The 22,736-nt window shown below is 55.5% G+C and carries 21 protein-coding genes and 3 pseudogenes; 14 read left to right on the top strand and 10 right to left on the bottom strand.

The features are described from left to right. Positions 1-312: 312 nt before the first annotated feature. Positions 313-1,332 carry a tRNA dihydrouridine(20/20a) synthase DusA gene (dusA, locus tag OYW20_RS10785; RefSeq protein ID WP_268800666.1) on the bottom strand — a complete coding sequence of 340 codons (1,020 nt, stop codon included), beginning with the start codon at positions 1,330-1,332 and terminating at the stop codon, positions 313-315. Between the two features lie 101 nt (positions 1,333-1,433). Between dusA and OYW20_RS10780 the strand changes: the two genes are divergently transcribed. Further along, complete coding sequence (locus OYW20_RS10780; RefSeq protein ID WP_096115005.1) at positions 1,434-2,561, top strand: site-specific integrase; 1,128 nt, start codon at positions 1,434-1,436, stop codon at positions 2,559-2,561. A gap of 59 nt (positions 2,562-2,620) precedes the next feature. On the opposite strand, the gene OYW20_RS10775 is transcribed toward OYW20_RS10780, so the two are convergent. From OYW20_RS10775 to OYW20_RS10760, 4 genes are all read right to left on the bottom strand, one after another. Continuing rightward, positions 2,621-3,040, bottom strand: coding sequence for a hypothetical protein (locus OYW20_RS10775; protein ID WP_204903232.1), 420 nt, complete (start codon positions 3,038-3,040; stop codon positions 2,621-2,623). Further along, positions 3,037-3,507 (bottom strand): ParA family protein, encoded by a 471-nt coding sequence (locus tag OYW20_RS10770; RefSeq protein WP_268800665.1) that lies wholly within the window; start codon positions 3,505-3,507, stop codon positions 3,037-3,039. The genes OYW20_RS10775 and OYW20_RS10770 overlap by 4 nt, the downstream gene beginning before the upstream one ends. After that, positions 3,497-3,928: a ParA family protein gene (locus tag OYW20_RS10765; RefSeq protein ID WP_268800664.1), complete on the bottom strand. Its 432-nt coding sequence runs from the start codon at positions 3,926-3,928 to the stop codon at positions 3,497-3,499. Before OYW20_RS10765 ends, OYW20_RS10770 begins: the two co-directional genes overlap by 11 nt. A gap of 148 nt (positions 3,929-4,076) precedes the next feature. Continuing rightward, positions 4,077-4,871 (bottom strand): DNA adenine methylase, encoded by a 795-nt coding sequence (locus OYW20_RS10760; protein ID WP_268800663.1) that lies wholly within the window; start codon positions 4,869-4,871, stop codon positions 4,077-4,079. Between the two features lie 358 nt (positions 4,872-5,229). Between OYW20_RS10760 and OYW20_RS10755 the strand changes: the two genes are divergently transcribed. The 3 genes from OYW20_RS10755 to OYW20_RS10745 are packed head-to-tail and all read left to right on the top strand — an operon-like array spanning position 5,230 to position 6,594. After that, a complete protein-coding gene (locus tag OYW20_RS10755; protein WP_005758232.1) occupies positions 5,230-5,730 on the top strand; it encodes an Hcp family type VI secretion system effector in 501 nt (166 codons plus the stop codon). Between the two features lie 29 nt (positions 5,731-5,759). Beyond that, complete coding sequence (locus tag OYW20_RS10750) at positions 5,760-6,155, top strand: polymorphic toxin type 44 domain-containing protein (RefSeq protein WP_268800662.1); 396 nt, start codon at positions 5,760-5,762, stop codon at positions 6,153-6,155. After that, entirely contained in the window at positions 6,133-6,594 is a 462-nt protein-coding gene (locus OYW20_RS10745; protein ID WP_268800661.1) for a hypothetical protein, read from the top strand. Before OYW20_RS10750 ends, OYW20_RS10745 begins: the two co-directional genes overlap by 23 nt. Before the next feature lie 39 nt (positions 6,595-6,633). On the opposite strand, the pseudogene OYW20_RS10740 reads toward OYW20_RS10745, so the two are convergent. Beyond that, a pseudogene (locus OYW20_RS10740) lies at positions 6,634-7,077 on the bottom strand (glycoside hydrolase family 19 protein); the annotation flags it as partial. Between the two features lies 1 nt (position 7,078). Beyond that, positions 7,079-8,419: pseudogene (locus OYW20_RS10735) on the bottom strand (phage tail tape measure protein); the annotation flags it as partial. 67 nt (positions 8,420-8,486) lie between these two features. On the opposite strand from OYW20_RS10735, the gene OYW20_RS10730 reads away from it, so the two are divergent. From OYW20_RS10730 to OYW20_RS10715, 4 genes are all read left to right on the top strand, one after another. Next, positions 8,487-8,816 (top strand): hypothetical protein, encoded by a 330-nt coding sequence (locus tag OYW20_RS10730; protein WP_268800660.1) that lies wholly within the window; start codon positions 8,487-8,489, stop codon positions 8,814-8,816. 491 nt (positions 8,817-9,307) lie between these two features. Next, positions 9,308-9,943 carry a hypothetical protein gene (locus OYW20_RS26205; protein ID WP_408005508.1) on the top strand — a complete coding sequence of 212 codons (636 nt, stop codon included), beginning with the start codon at positions 9,308-9,310 and terminating at the stop codon, positions 9,941-9,943. Continuing rightward, positions 9,940-10,209 carry a pyocin activator PrtN family protein gene (locus OYW20_RS10720; protein ID WP_225651175.1) on the top strand — a complete coding sequence of 90 codons (270 nt, stop codon included), beginning with the start codon at positions 9,940-9,942 and terminating at the stop codon, positions 10,207-10,209. Before OYW20_RS26205 ends, OYW20_RS10720 begins: the two co-directional genes overlap by 4 nt. A gap of 234 nt (positions 10,210-10,443) precedes the next feature. After that, positions 10,444-11,304, top strand: a complete 861-nt coding sequence (locus OYW20_RS10715; RefSeq protein WP_268800658.1) for a DNA adenine methylase — start codon at positions 10,444-10,446, stop codon at positions 11,302-11,304. Between the two features lies 1 nt (position 11,305). Here OYW20_RS10715 and OYW20_RS10710 read toward each other — a convergent pair whose 3' ends face one another. Further along, complete coding sequence (locus tag OYW20_RS10710) at positions 11,306-12,697, bottom strand: hypothetical protein (protein ID WP_268800657.1); 1,392 nt, start codon at positions 12,695-12,697, stop codon at positions 11,306-11,308. Then, positions 12,694-12,939 carry a hypothetical protein gene (locus OYW20_RS10705; RefSeq protein WP_268800656.1) on the bottom strand — a complete coding sequence of 82 codons (246 nt, stop codon included), beginning with the start codon at positions 12,937-12,939 and terminating at the stop codon, positions 12,694-12,696. The genes OYW20_RS10710 and OYW20_RS10705 overlap by 4 nt, the downstream gene beginning before the upstream one ends. Positions 12,940-13,954: 1,015 nt before the next feature. On the opposite strand from OYW20_RS10705, the pseudogene OYW20_RS10700 reads away from it, so the two are divergent. After that, a pseudogene (locus OYW20_RS10700) lies at positions 13,955-14,835 on the top strand (IS4 family transposase); the annotation flags it as partial. Positions 14,836-15,325: 490 nt separating this feature from the next. On the opposite strand, the gene OYW20_RS10695 reads toward OYW20_RS10700, so the two are convergent. Next, positions 15,326-15,991, bottom strand: a complete 666-nt coding sequence (locus OYW20_RS10695) for a GntR family transcriptional regulator (RefSeq protein WP_268800655.1) — start codon at positions 15,989-15,991, stop codon at positions 15,326-15,328. A 256-nt stretch (positions 15,992-16,247) separates the two neighbouring features. Here OYW20_RS10695 and OYW20_RS10690 point away from each other — a divergent pair, with 256 nt between their 5' ends. From OYW20_RS10690 to OYW20_RS10670, 5 genes are read left to right on the top strand one after another with little or no spacing between them, the layout of a single operon-like run. After that, the gene (locus OYW20_RS10690) at positions 16,248-17,480 is read left to right on the top strand and encodes an NRAMP family divalent metal transporter (protein ID WP_268800654.1); all 1,233 of its coding nucleotides are present in this window, start codon (positions 16,248-16,250) and stop codon (positions 17,478-17,480) included. A gap of 20 nt (positions 17,481-17,500) precedes the next feature. After that, positions 17,501-18,271 carry a LamB/YcsF family protein gene (locus OYW20_RS10685; RefSeq protein ID WP_268800653.1) on the top strand — a complete coding sequence of 257 codons (771 nt, stop codon included), beginning with the start codon at positions 17,501-17,503 and terminating at the stop codon, positions 18,269-18,271. After that, a complete protein-coding gene (locus OYW20_RS10680; protein WP_268800652.1) occupies positions 18,268-19,074 on the top strand; it encodes a putative hydro-lyase in 807 nt (268 codons plus the stop codon). Before OYW20_RS10685 ends, OYW20_RS10680 begins: the two co-directional genes overlap by 4 nt. A gap of 9 nt (positions 19,075-19,083) precedes the next feature. Next, positions 19,084-20,703, top strand: coding sequence for a 5-oxoprolinase subunit B/C family protein (locus OYW20_RS10675; RefSeq protein WP_268800651.1), 1,620 nt, complete (start codon positions 19,084-19,086; stop codon positions 20,701-20,703). After that, positions 20,700-22,439, top strand: a complete 1,740-nt coding sequence (locus OYW20_RS10670; protein WP_268800650.1) for an acetyl/propionyl/methylcrotonyl-CoA carboxylase subunit alpha — start codon at positions 20,700-20,702, stop codon at positions 22,437-22,439. Before OYW20_RS10675 ends, OYW20_RS10670 begins: the two co-directional genes overlap by 4 nt. Positions 22,440-22,736 lie beyond the last annotated feature (297 nt).

Below are 22,736 nucleotides of genomic sequence, written 5' to 3'. Positions count from 1 at the left end.
ACCGGGATAGGCGCGCCCGTTTGGGAAATGACACGGAATCTTTAGCCAGACCCAAGGCTCTGAATTGACATGCGGTGTGATCGCACGCTGCGGCCAGAGGTGGCAGCAGCGTCAGGCGTGATCACTATCAATTCGATCAATATTGAACATAGCGATGGTCGCCGTTCTTTTTCCGGTGCGAGACGGGGATGATGCGCCATTGATTTTCCTAGGACTTAGCCCATGACCGTCAACATGACCCTCCTGTTTTTACTGATCGTTTCCTTTTCGGTGGCGCTGCTGGGCGTAGGCTCGTTTTAAGACTGAAATAGCTCAGCGCCCTTCTAGCAGTTTCCCTGCCTGGTCCAGCAACCCCAGTGGATCGCTGGTCTTGTGAATGTCGACAGACAACAACTGGCGAAACTTGCGAGCGCCGGGAAAACCCGTCCCCAGCCCCAACACATGCCGCGTGATGTGGTGCATCGAGCCGCCATCGTTCAGGTGCTTCTCGACATAGGGACGCATCGCCGCCAGCACGTCTGAACGCGAAATCACCGGCGCGGTGCTGCCAAACAGCTCGCGGTCGACTTCGGCCAGCAGGTAAGGATTGTGGTAAGCCTCGCGGCCAAGCATCACGCCGTCGAAGGTTTGCAGGTGCTCGTGGCATTGCTCCAGCGTCTTGATGCCGCCGTTGACGATGAACTCAAGGTGCGGAAAGTCCTGGGTCAACCGCCCTGCGATGTCGTAGCGCAACGGCGGAATGTCGCGGTTCTCTTTGGGCGACAGACCCTCAAGAATCGCAATCCGCGCATGCACCGTAAAACTCGTGCAGCCGGCTCCTGCCACAGTCCCGACAAACTCACACAACGCTTCATAGCTGTCGCGGCCATTGATGCCGATGCGGTGCTTGACCGTGACCGGCACAGACACCGCGTCGCGCATGGCTTTGACGCAGTCGGCCACCAGCTGCGGGTGCCCCATCAGCACAGCACCTATCATGTTGTTCTGCACGCGGTCGCTCGGGCAACCCACATTCAGGTTGATCTCGTCATACCCCGCCGCTTCGCCCAGCTTCGCGCACGCCGCAAGGTCCGCAGGCGTGCTGCCGCCCAACTGCAACGCCAGTGGGTGCTCGGTCTCGTCGTGGCCCAGGAAACGCTCGCGATCGCCATGAATCAGCGCGCCGGTGGTTACCATTTCGGTGTACAGCAAAGCGTTTTTGGACAGCAGGCGCAGGAAGTACCGGCAATGGCGGTCGGTCCAGTCCATCATCGGCGCAACGGAGAAGCGGCGGGATAGCGGAAACGCTAAATTTCCAATGTATGCTGGGGTATCTCGTTTTTCGCTGATCATAATTACTGGTCTTTTATACAGCTATTTTTATCCGTTTTTGCTTGTTTTTCATGAGCTGTTGCTACAATGTAGCAAATCGATTCTGAAATGTAGCAAATGAAATGGGCACGATCACAGCAAGGAAACGCAAAGACAAAACCACTGGCTTCACGGCTCAGATTCGGATCAATAGGGTCGGCCTGCCAGTTTATCAGGAAACCCAAACCTTCGACCGTAAGCAGGTTGCCCAAGCCTGGATCAAGAAACGTGAAGCTGAGCTGACCGCACCTGGTGCGATCGAACGCATAAACCGCAAAACCGTCAGCATCAAGCAGATGATTGATCGATACCTAGACGAGTACGAGAAGGTTCGCCCTCTGGGCAAGACCAAGCGGGCAACCCTAACTGCAATCAGCGAGAGCTGGCTGGGAGCGGTGGCGGACTCAGCTTTGACTAGTCAGAAACTGGTTGAGTACGCGCAATGGCGAATGGGCAAGGAAGGTGGAGGCGTCCAGGCGCAAACTGTGGGCAATGATTTGTCGCATCTGGGAGCAGTACTGTCTGTAGCAAAGCCGGCATGGGGATATGACGTTACCCCTCATGCAATGTCAGATGCGCGAATCGTCCTGCGTAAGCTGGGAATGGTCAGCAAGAGTAAAGAGCGTACTCGGAGACCTACAAAAGACGAACTCGCCGCCCTGTTCACGCATTTTTTTGAGATGCAGATACGTAAACCGACTTCGATCAATATGCCCAAAGTGCTGGGGTTTGCGATATTTTCCACGCGGAGGCAGGAAGAGATCACACGCATTAGATGGGACGATCTGGATGAAAAACGCCAGGCAGTCCTAGTGAGAGACATGAAAAACCCCGGACAAAAGATCGGCAACGACGTCTGGTGCCACCTTCCTGACGAAGCTTGGGCGATCCTGCAGAGCATGCCTAAAGGGTGCGCAGAGATTTTCCCCTATAACTCAGATTCGATCTCTGCCGCATTCACACGGGCTTGTAAGTATCTCGAGCTGAAAGATTTGCGCTTTCATGACATGCGACATGACGGCATAAGCAGACTTTTCGAAATGGACTGGGACATCCCCAGGGTATCGAGCGTGTCAGGCCATCGTGACTGGAACTCTTTACGGCGGTACACGCACCTGAGAGGACGCGGCGACCCCTACCAGGGCTGGGAGTGGCTTAAGCAGATTGTGGAAGCAGAGGTTGACCTTGGTGCACGAACGAACCAACGCTAGTGCAGCAATACTCCCTCCACGCTTCGCTTGCACAGCGTGGAGGGGACGCTCGCTCAAATTTATATTTTTGGAGAACCCTGCGATGACTTACCATGAGCAACACGCTTAAATCGTCCGATCTCACTGATCTCACGAGCAGCAAAATCATTTAATTTTTTTCTTGCCTCGCCACTAGGCCTGATATCCATAACTTCCAGCAAGCTCAAAAGCTCCTCCTTAGTAAATCTATACTCGGAGAAATAAGACTTAATAGCCTCTACATCCATATCCATAAGTTCATCAGGTGACTTATAAAGCTCTTTCCGCCTATTCTCGATTACAAAATCAATAACTTCAGAGCGACGCAACTTACTGCTCAGACTCAACTTTTTTGAAGAATCTAGATCTAGTATTTCGGAGATTGTCAGGTCACTTTTATCCAAGCCTGCCTTAGCACCTTCAACGCCAAGCCAACTTATAAGAACGGTTAAATCAATCATGGACATGTCCGCATAAATTCTTTCGTTAAACTGCGAAATTGCTGGGCTTGCTTTGCAGCGTTGGCACCAGTCCCGTCGTAGACAGACTGTCTATTCGCAGCTGCCATACGAAGTCCATCACCCTCGGTGACGTAATTCTCAAATACGGGGCCAGCACTCCTTAGCAAACGATACTCAGTGTGTTCTGAGTACTTTAATGCTTCAGCGTACTCTCTAGCCATCATACCTATAGCACCAGAGAATATCGTATCACGGTACCCATCTTCAATCTTCAGCGCACTTCTGATCATCGCAATATCCGAGTTAACATTATCGATCTCGGCCATAACTGAGGCCACACCGATAGCTGACTGGCGGTCTAACTTGACCGGCGAAACACAGTAATCGGATGCATAAATTATAGACTTTAGAACATCCGAAATTTCTGGATGAGAGTCAATAAGTACATAGTCATATTCATCGTGCATCGTGCATCGGCTGCAATACAAAATCTATAGTTTTCATATGTGCCAGAAGCGAAACGTTATTTTCGCGAATATTGTTAGTACTTGGCAATTTGTTAACCGAAACTGTAGACAGTCTATAGTCAGCGGGAGCCAAAAACAACCCATCAGCAAACTCAACAACATCTATATCAGGTGTCTGGATACCGGCACTATATAGCTGCTGATACTTCTGATAAAGTGTTGCACCAGAAGGCACAACAACTCCAAACTCTTCGATCAGATCAGGAAAAAACCTGCCTGAAATACCACCACGCTGATAATCCGCATCAATAACCAGAACTCTTTTATCATGAAACCTATTCAAGGCAACTGCAACGTGATAACAGGATGTTGTCTTGCCAACCCCACCTTTCTCACTAATAAAGCCAGCGACCGTTGCCATGTAAACTCTCCTAGTTTCTTACGCTGAAGCACTCAGACGCTCGCCGTCCCTAACGAAGCCATTGTTGCATAGCTTCAGCACGTCCAACAATCCGTGGCCCCAGCAATTAGCACGGATGATCGCCAACATCTTCCGAAGTCGGCTCGGCTCAAAAAACGAAACCGAGGCAGCTAGGCTTCCAATTCATGATTACCAGCTCACCGCTGACATCAGCCTTACCCTTTCGCTGATTCGCTGTGGTGTAGCGAATGTCGACCGTTTCAAAATGGAAGCCTTCAAACACGCGTCGTATGTCAGGGTGGTCATTGATGCTGACCATCACCTTCCCTTTGCACGTCCGCATGAAATCAGCCATCCGCTCATAATTCTCGAAAGGAAAATCAACACCATACCCGGCCGTCTGCCAGTAAGGCGGGTCCATGTAGTGAAAGGTGTGAGGCCGGTCGTAACGCTCAGCGCACTCAAGCCAAGGCAGGTTCTCCACATAGGTACCCGACAAACGCTGCCAGGCCGCAGAAAGGTTCTCCTCGATCCGTAGCAGGTTGATGGCCGGGCCTGTCGTTGCGGTCCCGAATGTCTGCCCGCTCACCTTGCCTGCGAAAGCATGGTGCTGCAGGTAGAAGAACCGGGCGGCGCGCTGGATGTCGGTGAGGGTTTCGGGGCGGGTCATCTTCTGCCACTCAAATACTTGGCGCGAGCTGAGTGCCCATTTGAACTGGCGGACGAATTCTTCAAGGTGGTTTTGGACGACGCGATATAGCGTCACCAGGTCTCCGTTGATGTCATTCAAGACCTCGACAGGAGCTGCCTGGGGACGCATGAAGTAGAGGGCCGCACCGCCTGCGAATACTTCGACGTAGCATTCGTGGGGTGGGAAAAGCGGGATGAGGCGGTCGGCCAGGCGGCGTTTGCCGCCCATCCAAGGGATGATGGGTGTGGACATAGAAAGCAAGACCTTTACTGTATATATAGACAGGTGCTAGGCTCGCTCCGCTTTGTGCACGAAGCGAGAGCCTTGGCTGGACTTGCAGGGGTAATCTGCGGGGACGGCGACCGGGCGTGGTGTTGGCGCATCACGACTGGTCGCTCTTTTTTAACTTACGGCTGCGGTTGATTGACTCGTAACTGACACAACTTGATCTGCTCAACCCGATGAGGGTCAGTGAACTGCCGCCACCTTTGCGGCCTACAGCCGATCAATCCGCCTACAGGCCGATTTTGCCCAAAGCTGGCAGGCGCCCCCCTGAAAAATTATTTTGTGTATGATTGAGACACACGGGCCTCATTAAAAGGAATTTACTATGTCATTTGAAGCATATCTCCAGATTGAAGGTGTACCAGGCGAAACCCTCTCCGAGGGCTACGAGAACTGGATCGAATTACAGGATTTCGACCTCTCTGCAAACCAGACGGCATCTGCGACGTCCACCTCATCTGGTGGCGCGACCTCTGGGCGTGCCTACATGAGTGACATGCTTGTCCGGAAAGCCGTAGACAACGCCACGCCGAAGCTTCACGAAGCTTGCTGCAGCGGTAAGCATTTTAAGCAAGTATCCGTCCACGTTTTTCGGGCCGGAGACCCGAAAGTAAAATACTTAGAGATAAAATTGGAAGAGGTCATTATTAGTTCGTTTACGTTAACCGGTAATGGCAATCAAGCCGGTGCCTTTCCTAGCGAGCTGATTGCCTTGAACTACGGGCGCATTCAGCTCGTCTACTCAAAGCAAAGTAGGAAGTCGGGGCAGAGCGCTGGGCAAATTGCTGGCGGCTGGGATGCTATCAGCAACAAAATCTATTCATAACTCTTTCTATTTTAGAATAAGGAATAGTTATGGACATTATCATACCGCCTGTTATACCTCTTCACGTGAGTGTTGATGTGCATATGAAGCTGGCCAATGACCGCTGGAAACGAGACCCTGCAACTGGCGCATTTATGAGCTGGTTCTACCAAAAGGTTCGTGGTCGCGGACCATGGGATTACAAGCAGGAAAATCGCAAATGGGAGGACTTCGGTAACTTCCACTACGGTGCTGTTGGTAGAGCTGGCCAGCTATCCGAACAGCTTTTATTAAGAGCTGCCGGCTTTGCTCAAAAGGACGCAGGAACACAAGACCCTGATATTGACTGGGGTCATTGGTTTTGGAGGGCTCCTTATGGTGATGATCCTAAAGATCAGGTATGGATAGAAAGAGGGATCCGCTATGCAGAACTCAAAGGCTATTGAGCTTAAACTAAATTATAAATTTTTCTTCTGGGCGCTAATTATCATAATCGCGCTAAGATTTATTTTTGATGGCTTCCTTTTCGGCAGAGGTGATGCTGACGAAGTTGTCATTAAACGTGAGCTTCCTGACGGCGCGTGGCTGTACGTCACCGAATATTTCGCGCCCGCCACCGACCTTAACACGCTTCGCTTTTACATTAGTAAACCCTTAAGCGGCAACGATAAAGAGATATTGAAAGAGCTAAATAAAGCCGACCTTTTCATGATCACAGATAGCGCTGTCAAGGATGTAAAAATACGTGACACAGAAAACGGCGTTGGGATCGAGATAAAAGGCGCCGTGTACCGCTACTTTAGTAAGCAATACCTCACTGAAGGTGAGACGCTGAAGAGCTATCGCATAACGTTAAGCCAGCAGGATACGACTCCGAGAGATTGACTCATACGCCCATACACATATTTCTGTCAGAGAACAAAATCAAGCAAGCACCTTCAAGGCACGCTCGTAGAGCATTTGCCTATCTGCCTGGCCATTGGTGCCGCCGTTGATGCGTCTGGTGATCGCCAGAAATTCGCCTTTATCAGCCAAGGTATTGAGGCCAGCCCGGTGCCAGAACCAACCTGCCGACATGGCTGCATGCTCTGGACGCTCCAGGAGTTCGGGATGTTTAAGAAGATACAGCCCTAATGCCTCTGCGCACGCGGCGTAATTGTCACGCCCGGTGACCTGAATAAGCCCCCTGCCCCGATACAACTGACCATCGTCATCGTCCTCTGGCGTGTTACCAAGGCGTTCAGCCAGCCGCCCGGTGTCGTACTTGTCGAGATATTGATCGCTGCCCAGCTCGCGCACGTAGCGGAGCTGGCCGGACTCGTGCCCTACCTGCGCCAGAAACGCAGCCATGCGCAATCTGGTGACGATGCCCACCCATGCCTCCGAGAAATGCGCCCACCATCCCGCCGATGGCCGTACCGATCACCGGCACGATAGAGCCAATCGCGGCACCCGCCGCACCGCCTGCCAATGCGCCGGCCAGCCCACCCGCAGCGCCGCCGTAGCCTTCTGCTTTCTCGTCCTGGGTCTCGGCGTTTTGGTACGTGTCCAGAGCGAGCATGCCCGCATCCAGAAACTTCGCGCCGGGGACCACCTTGGCAACACTGCCCAGCTTTCCTGCGGCACCCGCCAGCCTCGTCAGTCGGCCTGCTGGTACAGGAGGAGCTGGCGGCATCGGAGGGCGCGGAGGTCCTGCGCGTCGACCACCGGCACCGCCAGCAGCACCGCGCCGACGGCTGCGACGTGACCGACGTTGATCACCCGGTGCATCCGAACCGCCACCGAACGCACTGGCGTTGACCACAAAGACCTTCTGCGGCTCAGAGCTGCTGCCGCCCTTGGCACCGTCCGCGTCATTACCACCCTCACCGAACAGATCGAGGATTTTCAGGCCGGTGTCGACCGGATCAAAACCGGTCTTGCCGCTTTCCTCTGCGTCGTCATCAGCATCGTCAGCGCCGTCCTTGCCATTTCCACCAGCCTTGTCCTTGCCCTTTGTTTTGTCCTTGCCTTTGAATGCTTTGAGACCGGTCTCCAGCAAGCCTTTGACCGCGCCTACCTTCCCTTCGGGCTTATCCTCTTTGCCGCCTGAGTTGGTGACGTAGACTCTCTGGACCTTGCTCGGATTGCCACCCAGTGATCCACGACCAAGGTTGAGCAGCCCCTTGCCGATTTTGAACACCCCGGCAGCAGACTTCAGTGCCAGCAACCCAGCACCGATTGAGGCGATGGCCAGCACCACCGGCTTGGAAGTATCAGAGAGCGCTGTGAATTCCTTGGCCGTTGCAGTGATGCCCTTCGCAACTGCGTCAGTGACCGGGCGTATCGCATCACCAATGCTGCGCATCGAATCGTTGACCGCTTGAAACGTCTCAGACCAGATCTGCGATGAAGCACCACGACGCTCGGCCAGGTTCTTGTCGAGGATTCCCGAGGCGTTCTGGGAGTCTTTTTTCAGCTGTTCATACAGCGCGCGATTCTGCGAGTAAGCGGTCAGCGCAGCCTTGACCTGCATGTCGGCAAACAGGTCGCCGGTACGCAATGCCTGCTCCAGCGAGTCCAGCATCTCCTTGGCTTTTGCCGGATCGGCCTCCTTGCTGATTTTGTCCGTCGCATCCTTCATCTTTTTGGCTTTCGCCGGGTCGGTCTTTTCGATGTAGTGCTGGGCCAGCGCAAAGCTGGACTCCAGTGTCGACATACCCTTCTGGATAGCCTTCTCAGGATCGCTTCAATGGGCTCACGAATCAGTAGATCGTCCACGTCTATGCCGTATCGCAATGCTCGCCCGCCGCCGCGAACGTGATCGCAGAGGGTTTCTGCACACTATTGAACTCAAAAACCTCCGCATAAGGCAGCTTGAAGAGCAGTTAAACGCAGGCTATACCGGCTCGCTCACCACAGCCGATCTCCAGGTTCTGTCAGACACAGCCATCACGCTGGGGCTTGCCCATAAAACCTGGGTGCACATAAAAGGCACAGAGCCTTGGCGCACTCGGGCAACAACCCAACTTGAGCAACTGAACAGCATTGTGCTGCGAATCCTTGGCGAGATTCGCGGAGCTAATGAGTTATCCGAGAGCCAGACCGATGTGGGGAAAGCAGCATGAGCCGCACAGGCGCGCGCGACAGAGCGCGTAGACAGCTTACCGAAACCCTATCGGTGTTAAGCGATGGGGCGACCCTCCTGGGTAAGTCCCGTACGCTAGTCGAGCATATCGATACCCCGGACGTGGCTCAGTACCTCGCAGATCTGGACTCGTTTTGCGCTCGCCCCTTTCCAGCCCAGGTCGACCAGCATCCTGATAATCAAGCTGTTGATGGGTTCGCTGCTGCAATGAAAACCAAGCTTGCCAAGGCCCGTGCCAAAGGCCGTCACGGCTGGAGTGAGTCAAGGGTGCAGGACAAGCAACTGGCCGAACTGCTGGTTGGGCACATCCCCAAGGGTAATGCTGGAAACTTCGAGGACATAGCGAACTTAGCAATGATGCTGCATCAACGGGGCGCAGATCCGATGGAACTGACACTGGCGTTCAACAAAGCCAAGCTCGGCCTCAGCAATGCCTGTTGCCGCGCTGAGAACGGAGCTGACGCTACGACGATCAAAGAGCGTCCGATTCTGTTCACCGCGCCGATAGTGCGCGCCATCCTGTCGGGCCAGAAGACTGTAACCCGGCGACTGATGAAGGTTCAGCCAGTCTTGAACGGAGGATTTTGGGAGGTCTACGGTGCGGGCTGGGGTAAAGGGATCACTAGCGTACCGGCCATGCCTGTGCATAGCCTTTCCTCGAACTGCCCCTATGGCCGAATCGGCGACCGGCTATGGGTGCGAGAAGCCTGGCAAGCTGACGAGCAGGTGAATGCGGTCGCGCCGCGAGAGCTGAGCCACGGTGAGCCGATCCAGTACCCGGCAGATGGTGCCTCAAGGCAAACCGGATGCTCGATGATCACGCCAGGCAAAACTCGGCCATCCATTCACATGCCGCGCTGGGTCAGCCGCATCCTGCTGGAGATTACTGATGTGCGTGTCGAGCGCTTGCAGGAAATCAGTCTCGCTCAGGTCCAACGGGAAGGCTGCGAAGTTCGCCAGTTCTGGCTCTTCGGTGCGAATAACGAGGAAGCACAAAAGATAGGTGCATCTGTATTTAGCGGGCTCTGGTCATCTATCAACGGTGCTGAATCGTGGAACGCCAACCCGTGGGTCTGGGTAGTCGAGTTCAATCAGGTGAAACTATGAATACACTGTTCCTACTTATGGCCCAGTACGAAGGCCAAGCAGTCGTTCCGTTAGATCGCGTTTGTAGAGACTACATGCATTTGACGGTTGAGAAATTCAAGCGAAAAAGACTTGACGGCGAAATTGACATTCCGGTGGTCCGCCTGGGGGCTGACAGCCAAAAAGCGGCTCTCGGCATCCACTTGAAGGATTTGGCTGACTACATTGATCGACAGCGGGAAAAAGCAGCGAAGGAGCAAAACCAGCTAATGGGGCGAGCAGCCTAAGCTGACATGGCTCGTCCAAATGTCGAGCCACTGGCAGGAATCTTTCTCACGCGTCGAATCCCTCAAGGATGGCCGCTCACGGTCCATTACCAGCGCGAAACAGTTGCTCTGAGTGATGCAGATACGGAGGACATTTAGGCTCGACGCTTGAGGATGATGATCTACTCAATTTTAGATGGCCATCTGTCTACGCTTTCAGATAGGCTACGCGCCATTCGCGTTATTGGAACTGAAATGTCTACTGCCACATCCTTCGTGACCCCCCTACGCTATCCCGGCGGCAAAGGCCGATTAGGGGCCTGGCTTGCAGAACTCCTACGCCACAATGACCTGTGCCGCGGACTTTATGTCGAACCCTATGCAGGAGGAGCCGGTGCGGCCATGTATTTGCTCACCAATGAGCATGTTGAACGCATAGCCATCAATGACCTTGATCCGGTGATTCACGCCTTCTGGTGGGCAATCCTTAATGACACTGACCGGTTTATCGAGATGATCAGGGAAATCCCTGTCACGATTGACACCTGGCATGCTCAGCGAGAGCTGGTCAACAACGCCTCTACCGCTGACAAAACAATGCTTGGCTTCGCGACGTTTTTCCTCAATAGGACAAATCGTTCAGGCATGATAAAAGGTGGAGTCATTGGGGGAGTCAATCAAACAGGCAAGTGTCTGATTGATGCTCGATTCAACAAAGAAAAATTGATTGCGCGCATCATCAATATCGCAAAATTTCGAAATCGCATCCAGCTTTTTAATACTGACGCAATGGAATTACTTAACCACCCTGAGCTTGATATCGGCCGAAAATCATTGATTTACCTCGACCCTCCTTACTATGTAAAAGGTAGTCAACTATATCGCAATCACTACCTGCCTGACGATCACCAGAAAATAGCAAATCTTGTCATGGAAATTGATACGCCTTGGCTAGTAACCTATGATAATTGCAGCGAAATCAGAGCGCTGTACAACAAAGCAAATGGGGTCGAGTTCTCTCTTCACTACTCAACCCATATGCTAAGGCCTAAGACAACTGAAGCCATGTTCTATGGCAACATAGAACTACACACAAACCCTACACTCAAGCGATAACCTACCAGCATTCGATAATAAAATATTTTAACTCACTCCACATCGAGTTCAATGTCTCCCCATTGGGGAAGTGAGCAACAGAATGAAGATATTTCTGAAGAGTACTGATAGTCAGCATTCCGCCATCTTCTACGCAGTGCCGCAGCACAATATCCAAATGATCTTGACTAAGTTTTCCATGTGCCTGCATGTGCCTAGCCGAACACCTTACCTTATCCCTTAATGAGGTGTTGTGTTCAACCTTCCGCATAACGCCTGAATTATTTGTTATATAGTTGTCCGAGCTAAGCTCCAAAAGAGCCCTAAGTAGAAAGGACACTGATATTGGTGTTCCTTTACTGCCAGAATGCTTAAGAGTTGCTAATTCGCGTAGTATATCGTGGACTTTGGTTTCGTTGCTGGGGACATCAAGACCGTGAGTTGTCAAAGCGAATAAGCGATCCCTGGTACCAGATCGCGGCTTTGCAGGACGCCCTTTTGTCGCTGGATTGCTACTCGCATCAGGGCTATTAGTTGTACCAACATCAGCGCCGCCTGCACTTGAAGATTCAATTGATATCAGCTTAGGCGATTGCTCGTCATAGTCCCCCCAGGCACCAGCAGCCTTCCACTCTTTTACAAAGGCTACACGCTGATCGACACTTTTCAGCTCGGTGACTGATGCTTTGCCATTAGCCATAGCTATCAACATCGTCGCCACTGCACGGTCAAAATATTCCTCATCAGCGATACGGAACACTTCTCCCTTGGAGACGTGACATCCAAGCTCTTTACGTACCGCAGGAGTACCAAGCATGCGATGCAACGTAGTGACTGCTATCTGATCGCATTGCGCTTGAGTAATGAGGCCTTTTGACAGTGCGTACAAAAGAAGGTTAATAGCTGACCGATTTGTACTCCTACTCCCCAGCCTCGCGAGAAAACTGTCGTACTCTTTTGCTCCCCAAGAGGCGACCCCGACACCGCTGTGCTCTCCGCCGTGCCGCAATTGAATCCAATAAGAAGCATCAGAGAAGTCTTTTAATACTGCAAATTCGACACGTAATGGAATTGGCTGGACAGCTTTCTTTTTCAACTGATCATATTGCTTACGCAACTTCAAATCAGGACAGAGCTTAGGGTTATTTAAAAATTTTAGCGCAGCGACGCGCCGGTTACCCTCAACCACAACCCAGCCTTCTTTATCTGTGTCTTTTGATGGCACCACACCCATAACATCAAAAGGACTTAAGCCTTTAGCAGATATATCCGCAGCCAACTTAAGCACCTTCTGAGCAACAGTGCCGGACGTCATCCATTTGTAAATATCGCGCTGGGATTGCTTTTCTCCATGCCTAGCGTTCTCGTAATCTAGCAAAATACTGTTTAGAGAAATAGTTTTTGTAATACTCATACTTTTACCCACACTTCACCAGCACTAGACACATAATTGGTATCAACATCCCGACCAGCCTTATGTGGCAGGGTCTGCATAATGACCAGATACCAGCTTGGAGCATCAATGATTTTTGGAAGCGTCAAGCGTAGAGTCGACTTGTTCAGTGACTCATGCCGAGAAATGCTTAAAGACTCGTCGTTTCCAGCAATGCGGTGCCAGAATCGAGTGGGTGGCACGGTAACGTCAGCAACTGCCATAATCGGGGTATTCCTTTACGGCCCAAAGAGCGATGATCATGCCAGCCTTTTGATATCGGCGACAACAGTTTGAGGCCGCGCTAACCTTAATCGGAGACCGCTGGGACGTTTTTCTTTGGATATGCACCCAGCAGCGTCGACCATGCGTACGGGCCAGCCCTAGCCTAGCTCCAGAAGATTCAGCAGCATCTCCCTCTGCGGCGAACAATACCGTAATGGTTCTGATGCATCGGTGATGAATCGTATGCGCTGTGTCAAAATTGCTACATTTAATTATCAGACCACCCAAACCCCATTGATCATTGGACCAAACGCTTTACCCGTCCAATCCATCATCGGGGCAACGGAAAACCTCCTGCATACCGGAGATGCTGGTGTTGTGAGGTTTTCTGCTTGTTTGGTCTGCATTTACACAAATCTCGTTGGATACCGTTTACTGCCGTTTTCGCTTATTTCTGAAAGGTCGTTGCTAGAACGCAGCAAGCCCAGTCGGTCGTGTAGCAAACTCCATGGGCACTATCGCAAGCGCAGAGACGGATCGTTGGCCTACACCGCACAGATACGCATCAGCCAAAAAAGCGCGCCAGTTTATCAGGAAAGCCAAGCCTTCGAGCGTAAGGCAGGTCGCTCAGGCATGGAAGAAGCGTCGAGGGGCCTGGCGGTTCGTGGCTGGTGCTGTAGAGCGCATAGATCGGAAGAGTGTCGGTATCTCGTAACGACCTGTCGCACCGGAGCGCAACCCTATTCGTCGCTAACCAGTCCGCGGCTGAGATGTCTCCCTAATGCTATGTGCGATGCCCGAATTTCCTACGAAAACTTGGGATGCTCTCCAAGAGCAAGGTGCGGTCCCACCACGCTACGAGACCAACTGGATGCCCTCCTACAGCATGTCTTCGAAACGCAGACGTGTAAGCCCACCTCGATCAATATGCCCAACCGGACGATTGCAATAGATCCTTGCGCTGATCTGTTCATGCCTATAAAAGCACAAGCGATCTGCAATCACTATCGGCGTCTACGGGAGCACTTCGGCTCAGGTAACACCTCATCTAATCGCCAGACGCCTTACCCGGTGTTGCGCCTTGTTGCGCTGATGAACGCTCGCTCCCACATCATCGCCAATGCAGCCATCAGCCCTTATCGCAAGGGAGAGATCCCACTGGCCAAGGACTTTATAGAAAGCATACCCAGCCACTCGGTTACATTGCTGGACAAAGGCTTTTTCAGCGCGGACTTGTTGTTGAGCATTCAAGACATCGAGAAAAACAGGTATTGGATGATCCCGGAACGCAAGGGGACGGTCAGAACGCAGCTTGAACATTATGGTGATGGCGATTATCTGGTGCAGATGAAGGTCTCGCCGCAGGCGCGTAAAAAGAATCCGGCTCTACCTGAATACTGGCAGGTGCGGGCTGTGACCTACGAAGTCGAAGGTAAAGAGAAGACGGTCTTCACCTCGCTACCGGCCTCAAACAGGTCGCGACGCTTTATCACGAGCGGTGGGAAATCGAGTTGGGGTTCAGGGATATCAAAAGCTCGATGCAAGACAATGCACTGACGCTTCGCAGCAAGACTGTGGATCTGGTGTATCAGGAATTATGGGGGCTGTTACTGGCTTATAACGTGGTGCGCCGGGAGGCCAGTCAGGCTGCTGTTGCCCACAAGCGAGCGCCGAGCGAAGTAAGTTTCAAGTTTGCCTGTCAGCACATCGCCAGCTATTTGGTGGTAATGGCCGGTGCCGTATCGCCGTCCCATACCCCAAGGCGCCTGGAGGAACTTCGGGGCAGCATCGGCGTGCTCTTCATAACAAAACGCCCCAGACCTGCGAGGCCCAGGGCGGTGAAGATGTCAAAAAACCGGTATCCGGTTAACCGCAAAGCTGCTCCGCTTAAGTGAACAGCATTGCGCCAGCCAGCGGGCTTTTTTACGCCAGCCAGAAAGGCGCCGCCTCATATTCTGGTTGGTAGTCATTCGTCTCGACCGGACGCTCATCATCGGGAATCGGCTCACTTCACCGTGACTGCGCCATCGTCTTCAAAGATGATATCCAGGTCATCGCGGCGTTGGCGACAAGTCCTCCGCTATCTACCTGCTCGGCGACGAAGCTACGCTTGAAGCGCTGGCTACCGAGCGTCAAAAGCCTCACGCCTATGACGGCGTAGCAGCGATGCGCGAAGAAGCCGAATACGATCTGGCAGGTGATTTATGAGCGCCCACATCCTGATAGGCCGCTAGCTCGACGACATCGAAACAGGCGACAGACCACCCTATTACGAAGTGCTGGTCGAGAAATGCATCTTCGATAACTTCGTGTCCGGCGCAATCAACCAGGATGAATTTCATTTTCGGTCGAGCCAAATTACCCCATCAGTGGACGGCGACCGCTCTACCGCTTCATAACACGCTCATAGGCTGCCAGTACCGTGCGCTCCGATTGCACCAGGTAGGCTTCCAGCATCGCGGTTGCCTCCTCTGCCCTGCCTTCCTCAAGGTGGCGAAGAATCGAAGCGTTCATGTCCACGTAAGGCGAATGCAAGAACCTTGGGTCGTTGAGCAGTCCGAACGCCAGACGCAACTCGGCGGAAATCTGTCCGTAGAACACCACCAGACGCGGACTGTCAGCCAGTTCCACGACGGCTTTGTGAAACATCATGTTGGCGGTGCCCACCGCTACCCAGTCTTGCGCTTCTCGCGCGCGTACGCCTGCTTCGACTGCTTCACGCATATGCAGAGTGCCGGGATGCCGGGGATACCCCTGGGCTATGGCCTTGCATTCGATGAAGCGGCGCACCCTATAAATGTCGATGATCGACGACATATCGGGTTCCGCGACGGTGACCCCCCGATTGGGTTCGTGCTTGAGCAGTCCTTCGCGGGTCAGGACCCTGAATGCCTCTCTCAGTGTGTTCCGGGAAATATCCAGGTTTTCGGCCAGCGCCGCTTCTGAAAGGCGTTGCCCAGGCACGAGCTCACCCTCGACCAACATCCTGCGTATGTCCTGGGTGATGGATTCCCCCAGCGTGCGAGGAAGAGCTGAAGAGGCTTCGTTCATAAGGGATCCAGGGAGAGGTCAAAACGCGGCGGTATTCCACCAGAGCTTAGTGCAAGGCACAAGGATGAAGCATGCAGCGTGCTTCATTCAGTAGCACGCTTGTGTGTTGAGGTAACAATACAGTGCATTTTGATCATCGATAGTAACCAGATTGTTCAACAATAAATTACTGATAACCCTACTCATAAGGTGTTATCGATGATGGCTGGCATGCACATTGCTCTGTCGGTAGACCTCTCACCGTAGGAACGATGCCGTGACACAGACCACCAATGAGTTCACCAAGGCGCGCCGCGCATCGTTGATTGCCGCCATCTTCATGATGGCCACGTCCGCTATCGGGCCCGGCTTCCTGACCCAGACTGCGACCTTCACCGCGACACTTGGTGCTGCGTTTGCGTTCGGGATCCTGGTCTCGATCCTGATCGATTTCGTCGTGCAGTTGAACGTCTGGCGCATCGTATCGCTGACCAGAATGCGCGCAGCTGATCTTGCCAACGCTGCAATCCCCGGAAGTGGCTACCTGCTGACGTTATTGGTCCTGTGTGGCGGCCTGGTGTTCATGCTCGGCAACATTGCGGGTGCGGGCCTGGGCTTGAACGCGTTGACCGGCCTGGACCCCAAATGGGGAGGCGCCTTGAGTGCGCTGCTCGCCATCGCGATCTTCTCGTCCCACCGCGCAGGCGTCGCCATGGACCGCATCATGATGGGGTTGGGCATTCTCAAAGTGTGCCTGATCCTGTTCGCGGCCTTCGCGACCCATCCCCCTTTGGGCGAAGCATTGCGACAGTCGGTGTGGCCTGACTTCATCGATTTTGCCTCCATCACCACCATCGTCGGCGGCACGGTAGGTGGCTATATCACCTACGCAGGCGCTCATCGCCTGCTGGATCGAGGCACTGTCGGTATTGAAAATATCGAGGCGGTCTCGAAGGCCGCACTGACGGGCATTCTGGTCACAGGCATCGCGCGTTACATCCTGTTCCTCGCGATCCTCGGGGTGGTTGCCAGCGGTGTCGTCATCGACGTGTCCGGCAAAGGCGCAAACCCTGCGGGCCAGGCGTTCCATGCCGCTGCGGGCGATATCGGCATGATGATGTTCGGTCTGGTGCTCTGGGCTGCCGGTATCAGCAGTGTGATTGGCGCTTCTTACACGTCGATGTCGTTTATCACCGTGTTCTCAAAGCGTATTACCGAGCGGGTGCGTAACCTGGCGACCGTCGCGTTCATCGTTATTTCGCTGGCTGTTTACATGATGCTGGGCAAGCCGCCAGCTGCGCTGCTGGTGTTCGCTGGCGGCTTCAACGGGCTGATCCTGCCGCTCGGCTTGAGCATCTTCATGTACGTGGGCTGGCGCCGTTCCGACCTCATGGACGGCTACCACTATCCTCGCTGGTTGCTGGTGCTTGGCATCCTGACCTGTGTGCTGTCGTGGTTCATGGCTTACAAGTCGGCAGGTGCCATCTTTGCCTTCATCGGCGCAGCGTGACTTAACCGGAGAGACCTGAGATGCGTTCAATTGACCTTAACAGCGACCTGGGAGAAAGCTTCGGCGCCTGGAGCATAGGCGACGATGCAGCCATGCTCGATGTCGTCACCAGTGCCAATGTTGCCTGCGGCTTTCACGCAGGCGACCCGGCCGGCATTCTGCGGACGTTAAAAGCGGCAGCGGCAAAAAACGTCACCATTGGCGCCCATGTCGCGTACCCGGACAAAGTCGGCTTCGGTCGACGGAACATGGACCTGGCCAGCGATGAGCTGACCGCCGACGTGATGTACCAGATCGGAGCGCTTCAGGGTCTGGCCAAAGCTGCTGGCACCACTGTGCGCTATGTGAAGCCACACGGCGCCTTGTACAACACCATTGCCCACGACCGCCGACAGGCACTGGCAGTGATTGCAGCCATCCGCGCCATTGATCCCTGCCTGATACTGGTGGCGCTGGCCGGCTCGGACCTCATCGAGCTGGCCCGTACCGAGGGTTTGCAGTGCGTCGCCGAGGCCTTTGCCGACCGCGCTTACACACCGCAAGGCACGCTGGTTTCGCGCCGCGAGCCAGGTGCCGTTCTGCACGATCCCGCACAAGTGGCCCAGCGCATGCTGCGCCTGGTTGAAGACGGCACGATTGAAGCCATCGATGGCAGCCTGACCCGAATCCAGGCCGACTCCATCTGTGTCCATGGCGACAGCCCTGCCGCCGTGGAAATGGCCCGCGAGCTGCGCCGAGTGCTAGAGCACGCCGACCTGTCCTTGATGGCTTTCGCTGGAGCTCGTCCATGAACGCCATAGCCCGTGCACGCCAGGCGGCCATCGCCGCGGCCCACGATGCACGTAACAGCTACCGTGGCGGCCTCGTTACCCCAACGGCCGGTGTTGCCCCGGGCATGACCCAGGCCAACCTGATCGCCTTGCCCCGCGAATGGGCTTACGACTTTCTGCTGTACGCCCAGCGTAATCCCAAGGCCTGCCCGATCCTGGACGTCAGCGATGCGGGCAGCCCGAGAACGCTGCTGGCGCAAGGAGCGGACTTGCGCACCGACATCCCCCTTTACCGCATCTGGCGGGACGGGAAACTGGTGGAGCAAGTGAGCGACGCTACCCAGGCCTGGGCCGAGCACGACGACATGGTGGCGTTTTTGATTGGCTGCAGCTTTACCTTTGAAACCGCCCTTCAAGAAGCGGGTATCGAAGTACGGCATATCGCCGACAGCTGCAACGTGCCGATGTACCGGACCAACCGCGCGTGTCGCCCGGCGGGACGCCTGCAGGGTGAAATGGTGGTGTCAATGCGACCGATTCCGGCTGACAGAGTGGCTGAAGCCTGTGTTATCTCGGGGCGTTATCCCTCGGTCCACGGCGCACCGGTACACATCGGCGAGCCTGCGCTGCTCGGTATCCCGGACCTCGACCGACCCGACTTTGGCGACGCTGTGCGCATCGAGCCAGGCGAGGTTCCCGTGTTCTGGGCGTGCGGTGTGACGCCCCAGGCGGCAGTGGCCGCCTCGGGTGTACCCTTCGCCATCACCCATGCACCCGGCCACATGTTCATCACCGATGTGCCTGACAGCACGTACCACGTATAGGAGTTTCCAGTGCGCTTTTTACCGGTCAACCTGGACACCGTGCTCGTCGAATTGAACGACCTCGACGAGACCCTGGCATTGTTCGACGCCCTGACAGCGGAACCTATCGAAGGCGTGGAGGAAATCGTGCCTGCCGCTCGGACATTGCTGATCCAGTTCCGCCCCAGCGCCATTGATCGTCAGTCGCTGGTCGACCGTATCGCTGGCGCAGACGTGAGCCAGCGTCGCGAGGCTGAGCAGCGCCGGGTAGAAATCCCCGTGCACTACAACGGCGAAGACCTCGACGAAGTCGCCACGCTGCTGGGCATCAGCCGCAACGAAGTGATCCACCGCCACACCGCCCATGATTACAGCGTGGCTTTTTGTGGCTTCGCGCCGGGCTTCGCCTATCTCACCGGCGGCGCAGGCTTCCAGGTGCCCCGCCGGCAGACCCCACGCACTCGCATACCGGCGGGTGCCGTGGCACTGGCGGCTGATTTCAGCGGTGTCTATCCGCAGGCCAGCCCCGGTGGATGGCAGATAATCGGCGTGACCCCGTTGCAGATGTGGGACCTGAATCGAACCGAACCGGCACTGCTTCGACCTGGATACAAGGTGCGTTTTACCGATGCCGGGCCGCTACCGGCCAGCGGCCTCCCCGCTCCGGTTGCGCCGGCACGCGCCCCCGCCCCAATCGCTGATTGCCTGGAAATCATCAGCCCCGGGTTGCACAGCGTGCTACAGGACAGGGGACGCCCGGGTCAGACAGGTCAAGGCGTCTCCTGCTCCGGCGCGCTGGACCTGGGCGCCCTGCGTGCGGCCAACCGTGCGGTGGGTAATCGCTCGGACACCGCCTGTGTGGAATCGGTACTGGGCGGCCTGAGTTTCGTGTGCCACGGCCGTGCAGTGATCGCAATCACAGGTGCTCAGACCCCGGTCACCATCACCAGCGCCAGTGGCCTGCAGTGGCAGGCCAGCAACTATCAGCCCATTGATCTGGAGGACGGAGACCGCGTCAGCCTGGGCTCACCGCGCGCGGGGCTACGCAGCTACCTGGCCATTCGCGGCGGCTTTGAGGTGGCACCCGTACTTGGCAGTTTGTCCACTGACACCCTCGCTAACGTCGGCCCACCGGCACTCGTTGCAGGCGACCGACTGGGTTTCACCACACCCACAACCGGCACCAGCGTGTCGCTGAGCGAGGCGCCGGCCTTTGAGCCACCGACGGCGGCCAATGTCGTCACCCTCGATGTGGTCATGGGCCCGCGCACAGACTGGTTCGACGAAGACGCCATCAAACTTCTGAGCAGTCAGCTGTGGCGCGTTACCTCGCAGTCCAACCGGGTCGGCATTCGCCTGGCCGGAGAAACGCCCCTGACACGCCGCAATCACCAGGAGTTGCCCAGCGAAGGCACCTCCGTTGGCGCCATTCAGGTACCGGCCAGTGGCCAACCCGTGCTGTTCCTGGCCGATCACCCATTGACCGGCGGCTATCCGGTGATTGCCGCAGTGGCTAGCTACCACCTTGACCTGGCGGGGCAGATCCCCGTCAACGCACAGATTCGCTTCAACCCTCTGGACGGCTTCAACGAGATTCAACCCAGCACAGAGGCCTCTTTTTCAACTGCCGATGCGAAAAACACGCCATGAAAAAATTATTGATCGCCAACCGTGGTGAAATCGCCGTACGCATCGCTCGCGCCTGCCGCGACTACGGTGTTCAGTCTGTCGCCGTCTATGCCGACGCCGACATCGACGCGCTGCATGTGCAGGTAGCCGACGAAGCTTTTTCTCTCGACGGCCAACGCCCGGCAGAGACCTACCTGAATATCGAAAAACTGCTCGCCATCGCCAAACGCAGCGGTGCCGACGCCGTGCATCCGGGCTATGGCTTTTTGTCTGAGCGCGCCGACTTCGCTCGCGCGGTAATCGACGCCGGTTTTATCTGGGTCGGCCCCAACCCCGAGACCATTGACGTGCTGGGCGACAAAGTCGAGGCGCGCAAGCTGGCCCAGTTGGTCGGTGCACCGCTGGTGGCCGGCACTCCCGGCCCGGTTGAAAACGCAGCCCAAGTGCTGGCCTTTGCCGAACAGCATGGCCTGCCGATTGCCATCAAGGCGGCCTTCGGTGGCGGTGGACGGGGCATGAAAGTCGCGTGGCGGCTGGATGAGGTGGCGGAATTGTTCGCCTCAGCCGTGCGCGAAGCAGAAGCGGCCTTCGGCCGTGGGGAATGTTTCGTCGAGCAGTTCCTCGATCGCCCTCGTCACATCGAAGCGCAGATAATGGCCGACAAGCACGGCAAGGTTGTTGTGGTCGGTACCCGTGATTGCTCGCTGCAGCGTCGCAACCAGAAGCTGGTGGAGGAAGCACCCGCGCCGTTCATCAACGACCAACAGCGCCAACGCATCCACCAGGCCGCCCACGATATTTGCGCCAAGGCCAATTATGTGGGCGCGGGCACCGTGGAGTTCCTGCTGAGTCAGGATGGCACACTGTCGTTTCTTGAGGTCAATACGCGCTTGCAGGTCGAACACCCGGTGACAGAAGAAACCACCGGCATCGATCTGGTGATCGAGCAACTGCGCATCGCCGACGGTCTGCCATTGTCGTTCAGCGAAACGCCAATCCCGCGCGGGCATAGTTTCGAGTTTCGTATCAACGCAGAAGACGCAGGCAAAGGATTCCTGCCCACACCCGGACACATCACCGTTTTCCACCCGCCCTCGGGGCCGGGCGTACGCCTGGACAGCGGCGTGGTCAGCGGCTCACAAGTGCCCAGCACCTTCGACTCGATGATGGCCAAACTGATCGTCAGCGGTGCGACCCGTGAGCAGGCCATTGCACGTGCCCGCCGCGCCCTTGCTGAGTTCAACATCGAGGGAATCGCCTCGGTGCTGCCTTTTCACCGGGCCGTGATGGACCATGCAGACTTCACCGGTGCTGATCGCTTCGCCGTCCACACGCGCTGGATCGAGACTGATTTCGCCGAGCAGATCACTATCGTCCCGCGCAGCGCCGCATCGGCCGACCCTGAGGTGCTGCGCACGTTCATCGAGATCGACGGCAAGCGCCACGACCTGGGCCTGCCCGCCACGCTCTTGCGCGGCTTCAGCATGAAGGAAGAAAGCACAGCCACGGAAAAACTAGCTGCAACCGAAGTAGCTGATCCAAGTGCAGTCATCACGTCAGTGGCGGGGAATCTCCACACCTGGGTGGTCGAAGACGGCGAGTCGGTAACTGCAGGCCAGGTGATTGCGGTTGTAGAAGCGATGAAGATGGAAACGTCGATTGCCGCTCCCTGTGACGGCAGGGTGCAGATCACTGAACAGGCCGGTGCGTATTTTGAAGCCGGCTCGGTTATTGGCCATATAAAAACGTCTGCCTGAGTTAAACGGATACCGGCACGGCACTTGAGTCGCATGCTGCGCCGGTCATTGACGTGCCGATAAAATCTGCGGGGAACAAGCAGCCTCCACTGCGCTCAAACTCAATCTGAATCGAGCATTCGCCGTCTCGGGCATCGATAACGACTCCGCCGGGCAAGCGACTGAAAAACGCCTTACCGGCGGTATCCGTGGCTGATACGCAGGCCGCACGTTTGCGCAAACGCGCGCCATGAAATCAGCTGCGTACGTTAGGTCTACGCCCTTGAGTGACCGGCAGCGCTCGGGTAATGTCATCAA

It is taken from the genome of Pseudomonas sp. BSw22131 (assembly GCF_026810445.1).
GTDB lineage: Bacteria > Pseudomonadota > Gammaproteobacteria > Pseudomonadales > Pseudomonadaceae > Aquipseudomonas > Aquipseudomonas huanghezhanensis.
The sequence above is the reverse complement of the archived record's forward strand: the minus strand, read 5'-3'. Positions and strand labels throughout refer to the sequence as shown.